Raw genomic sequence first — 20,674 nt, 5'->3', positions numbered from 1 at the left:
AAAGGAGCTTAAGCTCCTTTTTTATACATGTTATAAGCTAATCAATGCGCTTAGTCGGAATAGGCATTGCGCACACATCAATATAATTATGGGCATATACAAACCAAGGTTCGGTACGATTTTTTCGCGCCCCGATCAATTCTCTAAATGATTGCGAGTCTGTTTTCATAACATTAAAGGTGCTCTTATCACGCTTAATATCGGCTAACACCTCAATGTTTGTAATTGGGTTAAATGGCGTATTAGGAACAGGCTTACGCTGTAAACGATTAAAGTGCTCCATACCTTCAAGTACTCTTCCAAACACGGTAATATTTTTATCAAGGTAGCGTGGCCCTTGGCCAATGGTGACATAAAACTCCGTGCTTGCACTGTTAATCTCATTGCCACGCGCCATGGCAAACACGCCGTGGCAATGTACCTGCCAAGTTTGCGTATTAGAGGCGTTTTGTGCGACAGCAAAACCGTTTAAAAAGCCCGTGACAGGCGCGTAACCATCGCCTTGCAGCTCTGTAATTTTAAGCGGCTGTGCGGTGCTATGGTAAAACTCTGCAGGCACCGTTTTAATTGCTTTATTGCCTGAGCTGTCGCCACCTTGTGCTACAAACCCTTCAACAAAACGATAAACACGGGTATTTTTGTAAAAGCCTTCTCGTGCAAGTTGTTTTATGTGCGCAGTATGTTTAGCAGCAAGCTGGGGGTTAAGCTCAACATAAGCTGCCCCTGTAGGTAGCGTAATTTTTAAAACATTTTGCCTGTCTACATTTCGCCATTCGTGCGCTTTAGCGTGCTTTATTACCTCGCTTGCGCTACGTGTTGGAGTTTGTTGAGTGCCCGCGTGTTGCTCTGAGTGTTGGGCGCAGCCAGTTAATCCTGCAATTAGTACTACTAAATATAATCCTTTCATATCATCCTTATACTGACTTTTTAGTCCCAATCAAACTTATAGAGTAAATCAACATTTTGATTTAAACCACTGGTGATCTCTACATAAAATTGCGACAGCAGCTGATAGCGAATAGCGACCTCGCTGAGCGAGTCAAATACCCCTACGCTGTATTTAACTTGTAAGCTAGGCGCTACATAGCCCGATATTTCAAGCTTAGTGTTATCGCCAGAGCCCGTTGAACTTAAGCTCACATCAGATAAACCAATGGTTTCGCCAACTTTAGATACAACCCCTTCACTGCGGCTCACTCCTTGTGAAAGCAGTAACTGAGTAAGCATAGCATCGCTTGAACTATCGCCCTCGCCTAGCGGCTGCCCATTGAGTAAATAGGCCAGCGCCTGTGCTTGATCCATTGCCGGCTCAGAAAACACTTTTAAGGTAGGTTGTTCAACGTTACCAGTAAGCGTAACACCAGCCACAACATCGTTTGCTGTGGTGTCTGGATTACGTATGGCTTTGATATTTAAAAATGGTTGCTCAATTGAGCCACTAAACCCTATTTGCCCAGTACTAATAATTAAATCTTGGCCAAAAGCTAAATACGTACCATCGATTAAATTTAGCTCGCCGGTGGCAATTATAGGGGCGCCCTGACTCATTTTGATGGCTAGATCTCCCGCTATTTTCGACTCTAGGCCAAACGATTCTATTTTCACATCGTTTTTAACAATCACTTTTAAATTTACATCGTAGTCAAACGGTACTTTTTCTGTAGCTTCTGTTTGTTGATCAACAATAATTTCATCGTCACTGACTTGAACTGCACCCTCTGGCAGCTCTTCAATCATTACCCTGCCATAAGGCACAATCACTTCGCCTGACAACTTTAATGCATTATTTGCAAGTCCAATGGTTAAATCAGGCGATACTTTAAACGTCACGCCTTGCTGCGCACGCACAAAAAACTGTTCGCCGTTAACGCTTACATTTACCTCTGGCTGTGCGCCTTGCCAGTCAACGTCGCCGGTAAGATTTATTTTACCGCCTTGGGTGTCGTTTAAGTTACCTTTGATTGTGGCGGTGGTTTTATCAAATAAGATGTTTACATTAGATTTTTGCAACACCACCGGCAACTGCTCACCTTCTAAATTGATATCACTGACATTTAGCTCCCCATTTAATAGTGGGTCTTGCAACGTGCCGGCAAGTGCCACATTACCGGTTATATCCCCTTTTAATTGCTCAAGGGTCTCTAAAAATGGGTGCAAGTCAGATAGCAAAATTTTGTCTATATTGATGTTACCGTTTAGTGTTTGCTGATTTTGAATATCATCAATATTAATTTGGCTGGCTATTTTCCCCAGCACACTTGAGCGTAAATCGGCCTCTAGTTTACCCGTTTGAGAATCAGTGTAGGCACTGACTTTTAGCGTTTCGATGGGTAATCTAAACCGGTCTTCCTCTGAGGTAAGAACAGCAACAAGGTCATGTGCATTTAAATTAGCGCGAAGTGTTTTTAATGCGCCCTCATTCCAATTTGCAGCAAAGTCGCCGCTTATATCGCCACGCGTACGCATGTTATCTGGTAAAAAGTGTTTAAGCTCTTCAAGTGCTAAATTGCTCAACGTAGCATTAAATTGGCCCAAGTTTTTAGTTTGCGCAAGGGTGTTAATACATAGCTCACTTTTATTTGAGCGCCAGCAATGTGCACTTACATCAAAATCGCTGGTTTGGGTATTAAACATCACCGCAATTTTTTTACTATTACTAAAGCTGAGCTTTTTATCACTTAGCGTTATATTACTAAGCGAGCCATTCCACACATCATTATTTAGCTTACCGGTTACTTCAAGCTCAGCGGTCCCTTGCTCTGCATCTATGGCGGCAACCAGCTGATGGTCGGTTTTGTCACCTGTGGCAGTTAGCTCCACACGATTAATAATCTCATCAGCAACCATGGTTGAGCCTACGTTTAAGCTCACATCGGTTTGCCAGTCTGCGGCTGTATCGAGCTGGCCTTTAAGGGCGAGTTTGTTAACGTTTATGTCGTCATAAATAAAGTTATCGAGTAATAACGATAAATCAACGGCAGGGGTTAAACGCTGGCCTCTAATCTTTAAATCGGCCTTGCCGTTTGCAACAAATGGCAGGTTAGTTTGCTCATTTCCTGTAAGTGTTACTTTTCCATCAACTTGCCAGGTGTCGTCTACTTGCCCGCTCAAGGTTAATTTATTGGCACCGCTACTTAAATATAGGCTGTCTATGTTGGCTTTTAGCGTATTATTAAGTGTAAAGTTTGAGGCAAATTCAAGTGGTGTTTGGTTAAGTGTACCTGCAAGTTGTGTATTATCCATTTGCAACTGCCAGTTTTGTCCTTCGCTGTTAAAACGCCCTTCTAGCTGGCCAGAAATATCACTTGTAAGCGCATCTGTTAAATATTGTGCTTTTAAACTATTTAACGAACCAGAAAAGTCGGCCTGTATGCCCTTTTGCCAATTAACGTTGCCGTTAAATTTTGCACTACTGTCGTTTGCTTTTAGGCTTAAGCTACTTAGCTGCGCTTGGCTAAGCGAGCCGTTTAATTGCGTGTTTAATACTACCGCTGGATAGGCGCCTAATTGGCTATGCGCTTTTAAGCTTAGCGTGTAATCATCCGCATTACCGGAGGCTGATAAGTCAACATTACTTACTTTTAGCTCATTACTTTGCGCGTCAATCAGCCACTGCTCAACTTTACCGGTAAGTTCAAACGGATAATTTTTTTGTTTTAAATTAGCCGTTGCCGTTAAATTCAATGGGTACTGGCCGGTTGTATTTAAATTTATAGTTAAATCAGATAGATCACCACTTAACGCTAGATTCGCTTGGTGCAAGTCGCTGTTTAAGGCTATTTTAGCCTTTATCGGCAAGTTCCCAGTGAGCTCACTGGTCAACTGCGTATTCAATTGCCATTGTTGATACTGCGCACTAAGGGCTTGTAAGTTAACTTTTTCATCTTCTACATTTAGTACAAGCGCTATATTTTCTATTGTGTGTGTTTGCTCACCTTGTTCAATATCTACTTTTTTTACGTCAAGCTGCTCTACCCGTAAATTAAGGGGCGATATAAATTCTATATCTGGTAACGCGGGTAGCGCTGTTAGCGCCTGGCTTTGCTTAACCGTTGCCTGATTAGATGAGGCAGGTTGCTCTTTAAGCTTTACCAGTACATCGCTAATAGTTAGGCTTTTTACCCCCAAGGTTGCATCTTCAGCTTTCGCTGCAAGGGTAAAGTTATTTACGGTTACATCAGCACTGGGATGATTTAATACAAATTCGTTTATTGCTATATTTTTAAGTGCAATATTAAAGGGAAACGTAATTTTAGCTAATGGCTCTGAGGTGCTCTGTTGTGTAGCTTCGGGTCCATTGCCAAGAGCAAGCTTGATTGACCGCGCACTTACATTTTCAATACATAGGCCATCGCACTGCCACCAAAATAAATCTATTTTAAGCTGCTGCGCTTTAAAATTTGTACTTTGGTTTTTAAAACTCACATTAAACGGGTTATTATATAAAAAGCGCCCTTTTTTAATCTCGATATGTAAGCCGTCCACCATTTTATTTGCACTATAAGCAATAAATTGATTACCGGGCGCAGTAAATAGCAAGCAAAATATAATAACGGCAAGCGTTATCAAAATGCCGATGATAGCGGCGGATATTTTTTTAAATACTGACATTAAATTTCTGGCCCTATGGTAATACTTAAACGTGTGCTTTTACTTTCTTTAGTAAGTCCCCATGCATGGTCTACTTTCACGGGCCCTATGGGTGTTAAATAGCGAAAGCCAAAGCCCGCCCCCACTTCAAAGTCGTCCGAAAAATCATTTGTGGCGGTACCGCCATCAACAAATAAAGCCGCCCGCCAATTTTGTGCAAATTGGTAATTGTATTCAATGGTACTGGTTAGTAAGTATTTACCACCAATTAAATCACCGTCTTCATCTTCAGGGGAAATTGACTGATAAGCAAAACCACGTACACTTTGGTCACCACCGGCATAAAAGCGCAGCGAGTAAGGGACGTTTTCAATATTATCGACCAGCATGGCGCCCACGTTTGCTTTTAAAAAAACTAAGTGTTTATCTAAATAAGTTCGCAGCCACGCATGCTGCAATTGCACCCGCACTAAGTTGGTGGTTGAAAGTACATCGTCTAAACCAAACTCAGCCGAAATTAGCCACTGCTCCCCCCAATAAGGCGTGGTGCCTCCTTTTGACTTTTTACGGGCATAGCTAATACCGGGCATAAGCATTTCGGTACTTTCTTCGGGTTCATCACCAATGCGGTATGTTTCTTGGTCACGACGTAAAAAGGCCGTGCGTACCCATTTATCTTCAGTTAACCATTGGCGCTGCAGTTGGCCGGTGAGTATTTCACTGTATATGTCATCGGCAAGTTCATCTTCTAACTTGTAACCCACTGATAAACGCCATAAATCGTCGTTAGGGTCATCTACCGGAATGGTGTACGCCATAGATATATCTTGCTGTTTTTCAGCTACATTTAAATTGCTTTCGAGGTAATGCCCATCTTCTGTGATCCAGGGTTTACTCCATTTAAAACGCACTTTCGGGCCCAGCTCCGTGTTAAAACCACCGCCTACTTCGTAGCTATTAGCAGGTTTGTGTAGCACATCAATATTTATAGGCACTTGGCCATTTGCTCTTGCTGGTATATCGGCATAAATACGCACGCTTGCAAAATACGGTGTACTTGAGAGCTCAAGGTTATAATCGGCAATTTGTGTTGCTTTGTAGGCTTGCCCTTGGGTAAAAGGTGCAAGTGAACGAATGTATTTTTCTGCGGGGGTTTCGCTAGCAATGATTATATTGCCATACGTGTAGCGCACGCCGGTATCTATGTTAAATGTAATAACGGCACTGTTTTTTTGCACTGATACTGCAAGCTTTCGGGCTGGCCATTTAGCATCAAAATAGCCTAACTCTAATAGCATTGACTCTATTTTTTTATGAGCTGAGTCGTACTTACCATGATTAAGCACATCGCCCTGGGTTAAATTTAAATTTTTAATAACGTTTTGTAATTGCGAGTCGTTTTTACCCTCGCCATTAAGGGTTATATTGATAGCTTCTATGCGAGTTGCAGGGCCGCGATCTACTTTAACGATAAGCTCTTTATCGTCTTTATCAAACTCGATGTCTATCGTTGGCTTGTAATACCCTAACGCTTTAATACTACTTTGTACTTGCTTTTTGGCATAGCGGCGCAAGGTTCTGGTGGATTTTTCACCAACCAGCTGTTTTAAATATAGCTCAACGTTACTTTCTAACTCGCCACTAATCCCTTTAATTTCGTAATCTTCAATTACCCTTTGCTCAGCGCTGGCTTGAGTGCTTATAAAAAAAGCGAAAAAAAACACAAAACGTAATAACTGTTTGAACAAGTAAATATCCTTACTTTTTATTCTTTAAAATTTAACCACCAATGAGTTGCATACTACCATAGCCATAATGAGCAACACATTAACTTAATGGTAATCTTGCACCAAATTTTGCCCGTCTTTAAAGTTAAAATTAATACGCTTTAAAGCAATATTTTGGTTACAATAGTGGCTACGAATACAAAATTAATTTTAAATGAGTTTTTAATGCAATTCCCTGATGATGATAACGGCCAACTTTTAGCCGAAATAGCCGCTGCTGGCGTTGATTTAAGCAAAATGCACCAAATCGATTTTTTCATTTTATTTGAACAACAAGCTGATGCTGAAAAATTTGCCAAAGAAATAATCTCTGATGCATTAGTACAAAGCGCTAACGTTGAAAAATGTAAAGACACGGGCGTGTGGGAAGTGATTACTCATGTACAAATGGTGCCAGAGCACACATTGCTTGGCCAAGCAGAGCAATACCTTGAAAGTATAGCTAATAGTTACAATGGCTATGGCGATGGCTGGGGGTTAATGGACGAAGACGCCGCTTAATAAAAATCAGTTAAGCTTAACCGCTTAACTGATTTGCTTTTCTAAAGTTGCCAGAGTAATCAAATAATTTATCAGATACCTTCCAGCCATACTTTTTACTTTTACGCGCGATAACAAAATCGGGATGCACTAAATCAAACTGTGCCTTAATAACCTGCTCAGCACTTTTAAATTCGACAGGCGCTTGCCCCTGCCCTCGGCGTTTACCAAACTGTTTATTAAAAATATACTGCCCGCCTTTACTAGCAAGGTTATAAACCTCATCGCAACTTGCACCATCTTCATCAAAGTAGGTTATTTTAATTAAATCATCTTTAAGTTTTACCACTGATAACCCACTACAGCGCAGTACTAACGCATCTTTCAAATTAAGGGCGTTACGTAGCTTGTCGTCGGGGTCGGCCATTACTGCGCCGCAATCATGGCATTTACGAGCTGCTATATCGTTTTGAGCGCCACATTGTTCGCACTCTTTAAACCTAAACCGATAATCGCATTGCTCTTTTTGGCCTGTATCATCTTCTAATAAACCTTGGCAGCGCCTGCCAAAATGCTCAACTACTTTGCCATCAGCATCGGTTTTTCCCCAAAAAATATTTGCAAACCCACACCCGGGGCAAAGCACTTGAACGGGCTCATTATCGCTATCACCTTTTTTATCGCCCACCTCAGGGTGAAATAAATCAAAGCCGTTGCCTGCGTAATCTATAACTAAGCAGTCTGTTTTTCCTTCATTTAGCCTAAGCCCACGGCCAACAATTTGCTGGTATAAGCTAACCGATTCGGTGGGGCGTAAAATAGCGATAAAATCGACATGCGGCGCATCAAATCCGGTAGTTAAAACAGAAATATTAACGAGGTATTTTATGTTTTTTTGTTTAAATTGATTTATTAATTTATCGCGTTCTGCATTTGGGGTATCGCCAGTTATAAGGGCACTTTGCTCTGCGGGTAAATAAGTTAAAATTTCTTGCGCGTGCATCACCGTTGCCGCAAATATCATCACGCCTTGACGGGTTTCGCTGTATTGTATTACCTGCTTCAGTATAGCTTGCGTTGCGCGCTCGCTATTTTTTAAAAGCGCATTCATGTCATCAGTCGTATATTGACCAAACGCATTAGTAGCCAAGGACGAAAAATCATAATGACTAATTGCCGCGTCCACTTCATTTGGCGGCGTTAAGTAATTATGTTTGATCATATACCTGAGCGGTAATTCAAATATACAGTTTTTAAATGGACTTTCTTTATTACCTTTTACAAAACCATGGTAATGATGATGGTATATCCACCCCATTCCTAATCTATAAGGTGTGGCCGTTAAACCCAATACTTTTAACTGAGGATTATATTCTTTGAGCGTATTTATTACCTTTCCATATTGGCTTTTTTTATCACCATTTACTCTGTGGCACTCATCAATAATAAGCAAAGAATAATGCTCATTTAATTTATTTAAATTACGCGATAAAGACTGAACACTGGCAAAAGTGACTTGGTGGCTGAGTGATTTTTCTTTTAATCCAGCTGAAAATATACTCGCCTCTAAACCAAAACTTTTATATTTTTGTGCGTTTTGTTCTACCAACTCTTTAACATGTGCAAGCACCAAAATTTTTTGCTTAGCAATTCGCGCAAGCTCTGCAATAACCAGGCTTTTACCCGCACCGGTAGGCAGTACAATCACGGCAGGATCATTTGTTTTTCGAAAATGTAAAACGGTGCGCTCTACGGCCTCTTGTTGATACGGCCTTAATTTATAGCTCATGGAAATAGTAAATAGAATAACCAGAAATGCAGTTTAACAAATACTAAGGGACTGCGGGGAGTTTAAGGTAAGTTTTGGACAATTAAATCTAGCGTACAAAGCATCAGCCTTAGCCTGAGATTTAGTTATTAACTTATACGCCATTAAAAAGAGAAGCCGTGGCTTCTCTGTTACTTTATTAAGCTAGGTGCTTTTGTAAATCAACACCTTCAAACGCTTTAGGACGGCGACCTCGACCGGTCCATTCAATCACTTCGCCATCTACTTCAATACGATACTTAGCTTTTACTTTAGTACGTTTATCTGCAGTACCGTCTTGTAAATCTTCTAGCGTAAGTCCTTTTTCTTTTAAAAGATCCAACACTTCCTGTTTAGCTTGTAGCTGCTCAGTATATTTTGCAATCGCATCAGTGATTAATTGTTGTGCTTTTTCTAGCTCAGTTAATGATGCTGTTTTAATAAAAGATCGAACTTCTTTCATTTATATCTCGCTAAATTATAGGGTTAGATTTTAATTCCTTTTTAGTATAAGCCTAAAATAGAAAATAGGCTACGAGAAGAAAGTATTAGCTATCTTTTCATATTTTAAACAAAAAAAGCCGTGATTAGAATCACGGCTTTTATCGTTCTTATATAAAAAATAATTAGAATTTAGTTGTAAAACTCAATTGGAAGTAACGACCAGTTACGTCATAAGCTTCACCAACAGTATTTATACCTGTTGCTCCACTTACAGAGCTTTGGTTTGCTACAGGAGGTTGCTTATCAAAAACATTTCTAACTGATAAAGTAACATCTGTTCCATCAGTGATGTTATAAGTACCTGATAGGTCATGATAAATAACAGTAGGGAAGCGATTAAACTTTTCTAAAGGAGCACCTGTTGAGAAATTTTGATTTCCTTCAATATTACTATCATTTGAGCTTGCCCAGTACTTCATGCGCCATGATACTGCAAAGTCATCAACTGCATAGCCTAAATTTAAATTCGCACGATTAGTAGGAGTTAATACCTCACCTCTGTAATCAATCTCTTCACCAGATTCAATTGATGTTTCGACATACTCAAACAAATGATTCCATATCAAGTCAGCTGATAATTGCCCGAAAGCAAATTCTTGCTTATAACTTAACTCTATATCTAAACCTTTTGTACTTAAATCATTTTCATTACTAGTACCAGAGCTAACTTCTGTCAAAGCCCCCCTTGTATCGCGTATTGCCCCACCACATGTAGCATCGAAGTCAGATGGAGCAACACCGTAGCATCGGTTCAATACAGTTGTTCTGCCAGTGGTAGCAATAGCGTTATCAACAGCTATATCATAGTAGTCAAGCGTTAATGAGAACGCATCCGTTACTTGCCATATAGCACCTACACTAAATGAATCTGAAGTTTCTTCTTTTACTTCTTCATTACCACCAATATAACCACCAGTGCTCTGACGTTCAATAGTTGTTAAATTGAATGCGCCTTCAGTAGCAACTCTGTTAGCAATTTCTGGAATAGAAAGACAGTTAGCCGCTACATTTCCTGTTGATGATGCAGTGATTGCATCACAAGGATCTGCAACACCTGCAAATGTTTCACCTCTACCACCAAATAGATCAGCAATATTTGGAGTTCTAATAGCTCTCGCTGCTGATGCTCTTAATTTTACTGTATCTGTAGGAGAGTATTGTACACCTGCATTCCATGTTGTTTGTCCACCAACAATTTCATGGTCTGAATAGCGAGCGGCTAAATCTAGTTCAACATTTTCTAAAACGGGTAAAACAGTTTCAACAAATACATCGTTAGTGTAGAAGCTCCCATTCGTAGGCTCAGATTTGTTTGTACTTGAGGCGCCAGTTTGCGCTAAATCACCAGGAGAGTATGAACCTTTTTCAAGACGATGTTCTGCACCAACAGCTAGCCCAACCATACCACCTTCTAACTCAATTGGTAATTCACCAGAAAGGGTTGTTGAAAATATAAATTGTTCAACTTGACCTTGAGATTTTGCAGGTGATTTTACATATGCAACAGCTTCATCAGACAAAGTTCCTGCGCCAAACAAATCTAAAGGCACACATCCTTGAAGCACTGCTAAATCATTAGAACATTGAACGTTACCTTCTGCATTAGTATATACATCTAATGCATTTGCAGCGCGTTCAACATTTATTTGACCACCATTTTCTTGGCGCTGGTCAGTTTTACCCCATGAGATATAAGAGTTTAAAAGCCAGTTGTCATTAATTTCCCAATCTATACCTGTTGCAATACGAATAGTATCACGCTCTAAATCTGTTGAACGAGCACCAAACTCAACCATACGGCGAACTAACGTTGGAATGTTATCATCCATTGTCAAATCAGGATTATCAGACATTAAATTTTGGCGTAAAAGTTCTGGAACTAAAGGGCTTCCCAGCTTAATACCACCTACGCCACCACGTGAAGGTAGGTATACATCATCCGTAGTAAAAGGAGTAGGTTCAATAGTCGAGTTGTATGTTTTAGATGAATTCCAGTTTACTTCCGTGAAAGAGTGAACACTATCTGAAATATCTTGTTTAAAGTTAACTGCTGCGTATTTACGCTCAAGCGGAGTCACTAACTGTCTGTAAGAAGCACGATTGAATGAATTCTCCTCACCTACATATGGTGTACCATCTGCATTATATCCGCCAACCCGGCCTTGAGGTGGGTATGAAGAGTTTTGCACACCTACATATTCACCACCTTCATCATTCAAAAATATTGCTTCGTCATATCTTGAGAAGTCTCGATCGGATGACTTCAGACCCTTATCATCATCATATCCAGCAGCAATTGTTACACTACCTGAATCCCAGCTATTACCAGCAGTAAGATTTAGAGAATATTTTTCGCGATCAGATTCATCTGAAATACCTGTTTGAGCGTTAACTTCAACACCTTCAAAATCGCTTCGCGTAATTATGTTCACAACACCAGCAACAGCATCTGAACCATAAACTGCTGAAGAAGCACTTTTAAGAATATCAATACGTTCAATCATTGATGCTGGTATTGCATTTAAGTCAACCGCATAACCACTTGAAGGTGAAACACCTGATACAAAACGACGACCGTTAACTAATACTAATGTTCTTGATGAACCTAAATTACGTAGCGATGTAGTATTTAAGCCCACACCCGTAGTACCAAATGCACTATTTGATTGGTTTGAGCCAGCAATAGTAACAGGTGACTGATTCAATACATCGGCTACATTCAATGCGCCCATTTGAATAATATCGCTTCGCCCAATTGATGTAATTGGTACAGTTGTTTCAATATCAGTTCGCTTTATGCGTGAACCTGTAACTTGAATACGCTCTACTTTTTCAACACCTTCTTCTGCAGCAAATGAACTTGATGAAAACGCAGCCGTTGATGCTGCACCAAAAGCAATCGCTAAGCGAACTGCTTTTGAGACTTGGTTATTTAACATGTGATTCTCCCTGAATACTTCTAATAGTTTATTTTTATACACCTAGCTAATACTTAATATTAACCAGCTCGCAAATACTAATACCATTTTGAGTACAAGGTCAACATGGAGATAACCAGAAAAACCTTTTATTTACAACATCTTGCAATTTACATCCATGCAACATGTTGCAAATAAATCACCAATCAATTATTTAAATAAATAAAATAATAACTTCACTTAATCAACTTAATTATTCTTGAATTAAATAGGTTTTATTGACCAGAAGACTTTAAGAATGGGCAAAGCCCTAATACTGAGATGTAAAAGATAATGCCTAAAATATATCATTCACAACTGAATTTAAGCTAACGCAGTGGTCTAATCAGTTTCAAGTGGCACAGTCTAAAAAACTCACACCCGAAATTATTTATAAAAGAGACGCAAAGCTTAAATAGTACAGCCTCGCAATTCACTCTGTAAATCTGAGCTAGCTAAATTAAATAGCTATCCAAACGTAGCAAATAAAGTTGAGGCTAGTGTTAATAGCACGAGTATTTATGTAAAAAAAATTTGAGATAATGTGTCATAAAATAGAAAGTTAATGGCGTAATTTAATTTAATTTAATTTAATTTAATTATTAAATGACATATAGCACGAAGCGTAAACACTTAAATACACCTACAGTTAATTTTTTGAACCCGAAGTTTAACTTAGTAACAGCAAATCAGATTTAAGCCTTAGACGTAACCATATTTAGATAAAGACTAAAATGTACTTAACTGTTTTTATGAATATACATTTTGCCAAATTATTAGCTTCCATAATGATAAATATATTAGGATTGATTTATTGCTAAAAGCCATAATAAAAGTATGTAACGTAAAAAACCGTCCACTGGTAAAGTTTTTCATTTAAAGAGGTGGCCTCAATGTAAAAGTGAGCGATACGAAACCTATTAAAGTAGTTTGGTATGCAAACAAATAGCTACGCCAACGAACAAATACTGGCATAATTAAATATATGAAGTATAGCAACCTAGAAACGGCTACAATCAGATAAAGACGTTCAATCGCCAGTAGAGACTGAAAAATATTTAAGAAAAAATCTGAGTGAGTTGACAAGCACTGTACTTTTAGACATAAAAATGCCAAACATAAATAAAAAATCGTATTAAAATATTTGTTGACTACTATAGCCCTAAGAATATCTTAAAGTACTCATTTCAATACTATGAAAGCGTTGGAGTTACCCCAACTAAAAGCTAGGGTTAACATAAAATTGAGCCCAAATAAAAAGCCCCAGTAGTTGCAGGGGCTTCAGATTGACGATAAACCCTGTTTTTTTGCAGGGTTTATTATTTTTAAGCAGCCGCAGGCTGCGATTGCGATTTTGTCCCCTGTTATCATTATTTTTCATTTTTTAGTGTGGCTGTCATTTTTCGGAGTTTTACTGCTGAGAAGCGGCTTTTTGGGGGACTTTTTGAGGCTTTTAACGCTTAATCTCGGCTAGGCTGCCTTCATTAAGGCTATTTTCTTCATATTCTGACATGCTGCTGCCAATAAGCACTGCGCACTGACATTTTTAATTCCTCTGTACCTACAATAACGGTGGCCGTGATGTTGTTTTGCATCTGCGAAACTTCTTTCTACTGTTTCACCTCGTCGTTTATAACGTTTTTTACCCCACTCACTTAAGCGAATTTCATTGGCTGCTTCTACACTTGCTTGCCACACATGCCGTGTAACCACTTTGGTATGATTTTTACTATTCGTGCATCGCGCCCGTACTGGACACTCTTTACATGTCTTTGGAGTTGAATGGTATTGTCGATAACCTAGTCGATTCGTGGTGTTATAAATCAGAGTTTCGCCTTGCGGGCATGTGTAGGTATCAGTGTCTGCGTCGTAACTGTATTCTCGTTTTGCAAAATAGCCTTTCTTTCTATTGGGCCGTCGATAGCCCAAGACACCAATGAGTTGCCGCTCTTCTAAGTTATGACACACTGCGGCTGTAAAGTACCCTGCATCTAACCCAACCGCAATGGGGTTGAGTTCAAACGTATCAAGCACACGGTCTAAGCGTTGTATGATTGGTTGGCTATCATGAACATTACCTGCCGTGGCATGTGTATCAACGATAATACCATGCCTGCCATCCACAACCCGATGGTCTAAATAGAAGAAGCCTTTGGGCTTTTCATCACGCACCATAAATCCACTGTCTGGGTCGGTTCGACTTACTTTGGTGGGTTTTGTACAAGGCTCCTTTTCCTCATACTTCAGGGGCTTTTTTCCTTCGGCTTCCCTGTCCTTTATCACTGCTTCATTAAGCTGCTCAACATACACTGAGGGGCTGACTTTTAAGTCTTCAATATCGTAGCGGCGCTTATTCGCATTGGCTTTTAAATGGGTGCTATCTGCAAATAAACTGTGCCCACCAATGAGTTTTTGCTTCATAGCTTGGCGAACAATATTGTCGAAAATGGATTGATAAATATTACTATCTTTAAAGCGTTTTATACGATTTTGGCTCAGTGTCGAGTGATGAATTACGTCATCGGTGAGCCCAAGGCCTAAGAACCAGCGATACGCAACATTCACTTGCACTTCTTTAATAAGGCGGCGCTCGCTTTGAATACCAAACAAGTAACCTAAAAAGAGGTATTTAAAAAAGCGGACAGGGTCTACGGCTGGCCGGCCATTATTTTTGCAATACAAGTGGGCGACTTCATCGCGTATGAATTCAAAATCAATCGCTAAGTCTACGAGTCGAACTAAATGGTCTTGTGGAACAAGCTGGTCAATCGCGACCATTTCTAATTCATGTTGTTGCGGGGATTTGTCTTTAAGCATAATGAACTCTCCAACTTCACTCTGCTTATTAGATCAAAGGGCTTGAGCTGTGTCTAGCCCTTTTTCAACACTCTGAAGCCCCAGTAGTTGCTGGGGCTTATTGCTATTTTATATGCCAAGGTAATGGCATTATTGGTTAGAACTTGCTTCTAAAGCCTACATAAAACGTTTGACCAATAGGGTCGTACGTACCTGCATCGGTTTCAGTACCTGTGCTTGACCCACTCACACCTGACAGTATGCGCGGAGGCTCTTTATCAAATAAGTTGTTAGCACCTGCATACAGCTCCATTGAGTCGCTAATATGATAGCTCGCTTGTACATCATGATAGGTTACTGAGCCAATACCCACGCCGCCAGCAGGAATACCAAAACCACTTAAGAATTGATCATCAAAGTCAGCAGCCCCTATGTAGGTCATGCTCCAGTTAAAATCAAAGTCATCAAGCTTATAGCCTAAGTTCCAGTTAGCTTTGTGCTCAGATGCGCCAATTTCACCTGCAAACTCATCTTTATCCGCACCCGGTAACGGAATGGTGTAACCGTCAATCAAGTAAGTGTATGCAAGGCGAGTTCTAAATGCGCCAGGGCCTATATCGGCAGAGTAAGTTAGTGTTAAATCAACACCTTCAGTTCCTAAACCACCACTGTTTGATACACCACTGTCAATAAACTCAAGTGAACCTGCACTATTATTACCTGAAGGGCCGCTACGACGAGTTATAAAGCTACAGAAGCTATCGTCACCACCGCCGTAACATTGATCTAAAATAAATTGGCGCGGTGTAGATACGATTGCATCTGTGATTTCTATGTCAAAGTAATCCAAGGTAACGTCAAGGCCCGAGATTAATTCCTCTGGAGTAAATACTACACCCACGGTCACAGAGTCGCCCACTTCTTCTTTTAGATCTGGGTTACCGCGGTTAAAGCCACTAATACCCTGTAAATCTGACTGGTTAAGTGTAAACTCACCGTTTGATGCAATATTATTTGCAACACCCACATCGGCACGACACGCATCACCTACAGCGCCACCGCCACTATTTGTCACACCTAAACATGGATCGTTTAAACCGCTTGGGAATGTTTGCGAAGGTGGTGAAAATAACTCATCAATATTAGGCGCACGTGTAGAGCGGGCACGGGTAGCACGAAGACGTAAACTATCCATTACTTCCCAATCCACACCTACGTTCCAGCTTTCTGTGTTACCCACTGTTGAGTAGTCAGATAAACGTACTGCTGCATTCATTGTTACTGCATCTAGCACTGGAATATTAGCCTCAATATAATATTCAGTTACATCAAAAGAGCCTTCGGTTGCAGGAATTGCATTACCCGCATTTAAACCCGCTTGCTGTAGGGCATCAAATTCACTACGAGAGAACTCTTCGCGGTATTCAAAACCAGCTGCAATACCCACCATACCCGCAGGCAACTCAAATAAATCACCTGAGACGTTACCACCAATAATCTCTTGCTCTACCGATGTTGAAAGCGTGCTTGGTGCACTTACAAAATCAATAGCACCTTGCGATAGTGAGTTAAATCCGTAAATGTTCACTGGCGCACAATTAAAACCACGCGCTGTTGCATCAATACAAATCGCTTCGTCGGTAATACCATCACCATCTAAATCTTGGCTATCAATTACCGCCTCTAAACCCTGGCGAAAGCTTTGTACATTAACTAAGCCACCAGAAACTTGCGACTCTTTTGTTTTACCATATACATAGTAGGTATCGTAAAACCAGCTGTCGTTAATCTCACCCTGAAAGCCCACAGCTAAACGGAATGTATCACGCTCTGCACGGGCACCACGGTTACCTACATCACTTAAACGTTTAGCAAAAAAGATGTCTCTAGCACCATCACCATCAGTATCTGTTGCTGCATTGTAGATATCATCTGGTACAAAGGCATTTCTGAGCATTTCGCCATTTACGTCAAACTCAATTGGCACGCGGCCATTGGCATAAATGTCATCTGAGGCAAACGGAAAAGGCTCTAACTCTGAAATAGTGGTACTAGATGCATACGTCCCTTCAAAAAAGAAGCTGTGTTTATCTGTTAGCTCGTAACTACCATTTGAGGCAAATAAGTAGCGCTCTGTTGGTATAGCAATGGTACGTACGCCGCTTCGGTTAAAGCCGTTGGCATCTATACCGTCACCGCCATTGGTACTAAACGAGTCTTGTAAATTGTTGTTTGGATCGTAAGTAAAGCGTGTATCGCCTGCATCAAAACGCCCTTGTGGAGGAAATGATGAGAAAAACGGGTTCACTGCTTCAAAAATAGACCCTGGATTTGCCGCCGGATCGTCTTCAAAATAAATACCTGAAAATTGGTCTACTGCAGAGCGCTCACGGTCGCGTGAAAACACAGCGCCCTGATCTGAGTAGCCTAAGTGGAACATGGCTTGACCTTTGCCATCACCCGTAGTTAAACCTGAGGTAAAAGAAAACTGACGCGATTCATCATCGCCTTCACTTGATTCGCCGTATTGGCCTTCAAACTCTACGCCTTCAAAGTCATCTTTTAATACAAAGTTAACTACACCTGCAACCGCATCAGAGCCATATACTGATGATGCACCACCGGTCATAATTTCCACACGCTCAATAAATTGGCTAGGAATGGTATTTAAATCAACCGCCGAACTCCCTGGTACACCCGATACGTAGCGGCGACCATTAACAAGTACTAAAGTACGATTTGAGCCTAAGTTACGCAAATCAACAGTAGCTACACCCGCGCTTGCCGTTGAAAAGTTAGAGTTAGTTCGGCTAATTGCCGGAGAACCAAATGCTGGGTTTTCTAGCAGTAGGTTTTGGATATTTAAAGAGCCTGACGCATCAATTGCCTCGCCACTTACAACCTGTATAGGTGCAGATGACATCGCCTCGGCTGAACGAATACGAGAGCCTGTTACTTGCACGCGCTCTATTTTTTCGAGTTCGTCTTCTTCTGCAGCAAATGAACTTGACGAAAATGCAGCTGTTGATACTGCACCAAAAGCAATCGCTAAGCGAACTGCCTTTGAAACTTTATTATTTAACATTTAATTCTCCCTGGGTCACCACTTGTTAGAAGCGACTATTATTTAATTATTTTTTGTTGTCACAGTTTATTAACAGCGACTAAACCAAATACTAAACAAAAAATATCTAAAAGCCAACTACTGTTAACCAAATAGTAATTAAAAAAGGGTTTTTTATTGTTTTTTAGCTTAAATGAGGAATTACTGAACAAAAATAAAGCTGAAATGTGGATTATGTAATCAAAAGTTGCATTAATAGGTACAAATTAGAATAATTCGAACTGTTTTAGCTCGAAACTGTTTACGCTAACGTTAACAAATTGCGTAACCATTTCTAATAAAGGTACAATTTGTTTGTCTATATACAATGGGTAGTCATAGCTATGCAGCCCTTGATACAGCTCAACACCGTGGGTTGTGTAAACGAATGTAACAAATTCACCTCTTTTTAGCGTAAATTCACTATTTTGTTTCTGAAACTTTTTTACTGCTTGTACATGAGGAGGGATATTTTTTTGATAATCGGTTAAGTTTTGACCTAAACGTTTTTTAAAAACCAGCATATGATCAAATTCGCCGCGTAAAAGTTTACTAATGTAATCGTTTACAAGGTTATTTATTTGCTCAGGTTGCTCAAAAAGGAGGGTAAATAAATCAGATTGAAACTGTTGAGCCAGTTTAGTCCAGTCACTTCTTACGGTTTCTAAGCCTTTAAAAACCAATTTTGTTTCATCTGGCTTTATTAATAGCCCAACATAACGTTTTTTAGACCCCACATTTTTACCTCTTATGGTGGGTAAAAAGAACGGGCTATACAGCGCTTCAAACTCTATTTCTAAATGACTTGTTAAGTTATGTTTAGCGTGTATGTGTTGCCGCCACAATGTGTTTATGTGTTTAGCTAACTGTTTACCAATGTTATTACACGCCTCAACACTTAAATCATCCGTTAATTTTACAAAGGTCGAATCGGTATCACCGTAAATAACACTATAACCTTGCTCTTCAATCCACTTTTTAGTTTGCAGCATTATCTCATGGCCACGTAAAGTAATAGAGCTTGAGAGTCGAGGGTCATAAAAACGACAGCCTTGTGAGCCTAGTACCCCGTATAAACTGTTCATTATTATTTTAATCGCTTGGGATAGCATTAAGTCGTGATTATCTTTTGCCCGTTGGCGCTGCAGCGCTAGGCTTTTTATAAGCGCTGGTAAATGGTGCTGCTCTCTTGAAAACAATGCGTTATTAAAACCTTCAATACTGTTTTCAGGGTTTTCAATCCCTTCTATCAGGCCTAGTGGATCAATGTAAAAAGTTTGCATAATACTGGGGTACAGGCTTTTAAAATCAAGCACTATGACATTTTTATACAGCCCCGGAATCGACTCCATAACATAGCCACCGGGGCTTTCAAAAGTCAGCCCATGGTCGCCCATATTAGGGGCTACATAACCGCTGCGGTGCAATAAAGGCAAATACATGTTTATAAAAGCAGCCACAGAGCCACCGCGCTTTTCGAGCTCAAGGCCTGTGAGTTGCGTGCGAATAACAGCAAAATCAAGTAGCTTTAGTTTTTCGAAAATTTTATTTACGAGTATGCAGTCTTGGCGGTTGTAGTTAGCAAGCGAGCGCTTATCTTCATTAAATTGGCGGATTATTTCTTGTAAACTGTTACTAGATTCAATTAATTTAGATTCACCTAAAATCTCTTTTGAAACATTGGCAAGTGAGAAGGTCTCGAAGCTATAAGTGGCATTTTTTAAGGTATCAATGCCATCTATTACGCAGCGCCCAGGAATAGACACCCGTGTAAAATGCCCTTTTCGAACATATAAAGGAAGGTTTCCTCTTCCTAATAATAGTTTTACCCCAAGCGCCTCTGAGCGCTCATAAATAACCGAAAAATCAAATTCAATAACATTCCACCCAATGATAATGTCAGGGTCGCACTGCTTAATAAGCGTTACAAGTTGCTGTAATAGTGCAACCTCATCGTCGCACCATATAATAGTATAACCAATCGTTGGGTCGTAATGTTCAGGCTCGCCAATCATAATAACGCAATCTAAACCGCAGCCTACCAAACCAATAGAAAACAACACCCCACTTTCATTGCACTCTATATCAAGTGATAACTTAGAAAGCGCAGGCGTATAGTCGGCGTTGGTTTTTAATTTAGCATCTAAAATTTCAGTGTAATGTGCATGATCTACTCGTTTACCCGTAACCCATGCCCCGCCTTTAATAAAGCGCTCCATTAAATAGCGCTCAATGGGCCTAATATCATCCTCATAAAGTGTAATACCGTGGCTTTTTAACGCTTTGCTCGCGCTATAAAAGTGTTTAAGGGAGTAAAAATAACAACCACACATTTTTTGCTGCTGAAAATTTTTAAGCGAAAGAGGTTTAATTAAAAAGTTCAGTGATTCGGCAGCTAAAATGGTACGGGCAGCTTCAGCATCCGAGTTTTTTATAAAAAATAGTGCGGTTTCGTTCTCAGAAATTGCTTTTATTGGTCCATTATCGGTAGCAAACCAAATTTCATATTGTAAACCCTGAGCGCTATCGTGCGCTTGTGCAGAAAGTACAAAACCAGATGTTAAATACACTATCAATAAACCTTACTTATATTTTGTTTTTCTACTTTAAGGCCTATAAACGTTAAGAGTTGAAAATTGTTCAACCCCAA

Annotated in this window: 10 protein-coding genes; 1 reads left to right on the top strand and 9 read right to left on the bottom strand. The window is 40.1% G+C overall.

The genetic code is table 11. From position 1 onward, the window contains the following. Positions 1-37: 37 nt before the first annotated feature. From WDB87_RS11370 to WDB87_RS11360, 3 genes are read right to left on the bottom strand one after another with little or no spacing between them, the layout of a single operon-like run. Positions 38-907 (bottom strand): peptidylprolyl isomerase, encoded by an 870-nt coding sequence (locus tag WDB87_RS11370; protein ID WP_337849931.1) that lies wholly within the window; start codon positions 905-907, stop codon positions 38-40. A 20-nt stretch (positions 908-927) separates the two neighbouring features. Then, a complete protein-coding gene (gene tamB / locus WDB87_RS11365) occupies positions 928-4,611 on the bottom strand; it encodes an autotransporter assembly complex protein TamB (protein ID WP_337849930.1) in 3,684 nt (1,227 codons plus the stop codon). After that, positions 4,611-6,314, bottom strand: coding sequence for an autotransporter assembly complex protein TamA (locus tag WDB87_RS11360; protein WP_443197909.1), 1,704 nt, complete (start codon positions 6,312-6,314; stop codon positions 4,611-4,613). The genes tamB and WDB87_RS11360 overlap by 1 nt, the downstream gene beginning before the upstream one ends. Positions 6,315-6,542: 228 nt before the next feature. On the opposite strand from WDB87_RS11360, the gene WDB87_RS11355 reads away from it, so the two are divergent. Then, positions 6,543-6,878: a ribonuclease E inhibitor RraB gene (locus tag WDB87_RS11355; protein ID WP_024033700.1), complete on the top strand. Its 336-nt coding sequence runs from the start codon at positions 6,543-6,545 to the stop codon at positions 6,876-6,878. A gap of 16 nt (positions 6,879-6,894) precedes the next feature. Here the strand turns inward: WDB87_RS11355 and WDB87_RS11350 are convergent, their stop codons facing one another. From WDB87_RS11350 to WDB87_RS11325, 6 genes are all read right to left on the bottom strand, one after another. Beyond that, positions 6,895-8,646, bottom strand: coding sequence for a DEAD/DEAH box helicase (locus WDB87_RS11350; protein ID WP_337849928.1), 1,752 nt, complete (start codon positions 8,644-8,646; stop codon positions 6,895-6,897). 178 nt (positions 8,647-8,824) lie between these two features. Next, the gene (locus WDB87_RS11345; protein WP_004585960.1) at positions 8,825-9,127 is read right to left on the bottom strand and encodes an H-NS histone family protein; all 303 of its coding nucleotides are present in this window, start codon (positions 9,125-9,127) and stop codon (positions 8,825-8,827) included. A 163-nt stretch (positions 9,128-9,290) separates the two neighbouring features. After that, on the bottom strand, positions 9,291-12,107 hold the full coding sequence (locus tag WDB87_RS11340; RefSeq protein ID WP_337849927.1) for a TonB-dependent receptor domain-containing protein: 2,817 nt from the start codon (positions 12,105-12,107) through the stop codon (positions 9,291-9,293). A 1,488-nt stretch (positions 12,108-13,595) separates the two neighbouring features. Beyond that, positions 13,596-14,942 (bottom strand): IS1182 family transposase, encoded by a 1,347-nt coding sequence (locus tag WDB87_RS11335; protein WP_337849926.1) that lies wholly within the window; start codon positions 14,940-14,942, stop codon positions 13,596-13,598. 136 nt (positions 14,943-15,078) lie between these two features. Continuing rightward, the gene (locus tag WDB87_RS11330; protein WP_337849925.1) at positions 15,079-18,006 is read right to left on the bottom strand and encodes a TonB-dependent receptor domain-containing protein; all 2,928 of its coding nucleotides are present in this window, start codon (positions 18,004-18,006) and stop codon (positions 15,079-15,081) included. 245 nt (positions 18,007-18,251) lie between these two features. Further along, positions 18,252-20,594: a DNA polymerase II gene (locus WDB87_RS11325; RefSeq protein WP_337849924.1), complete on the bottom strand. Its 2,343-nt coding sequence runs from the start codon at positions 20,592-20,594 to the stop codon at positions 18,252-18,254. Between the last annotated feature and the right edge of the window lie 80 nt (positions 20,595-20,674).

The organism is Pseudoalteromonas sp. C12FD-1, from assembly GCF_037414265.1.
In the GTDB taxonomy this organism is placed as follows: Bacteria; Pseudomonadota; Gammaproteobacteria; order Enterobacterales; family Alteromonadaceae; genus Pseudoalteromonas.
The sequence above is the reverse complement of the archived record's forward strand: the minus strand, read 5'-3'. Positions and strand labels throughout refer to the sequence as shown.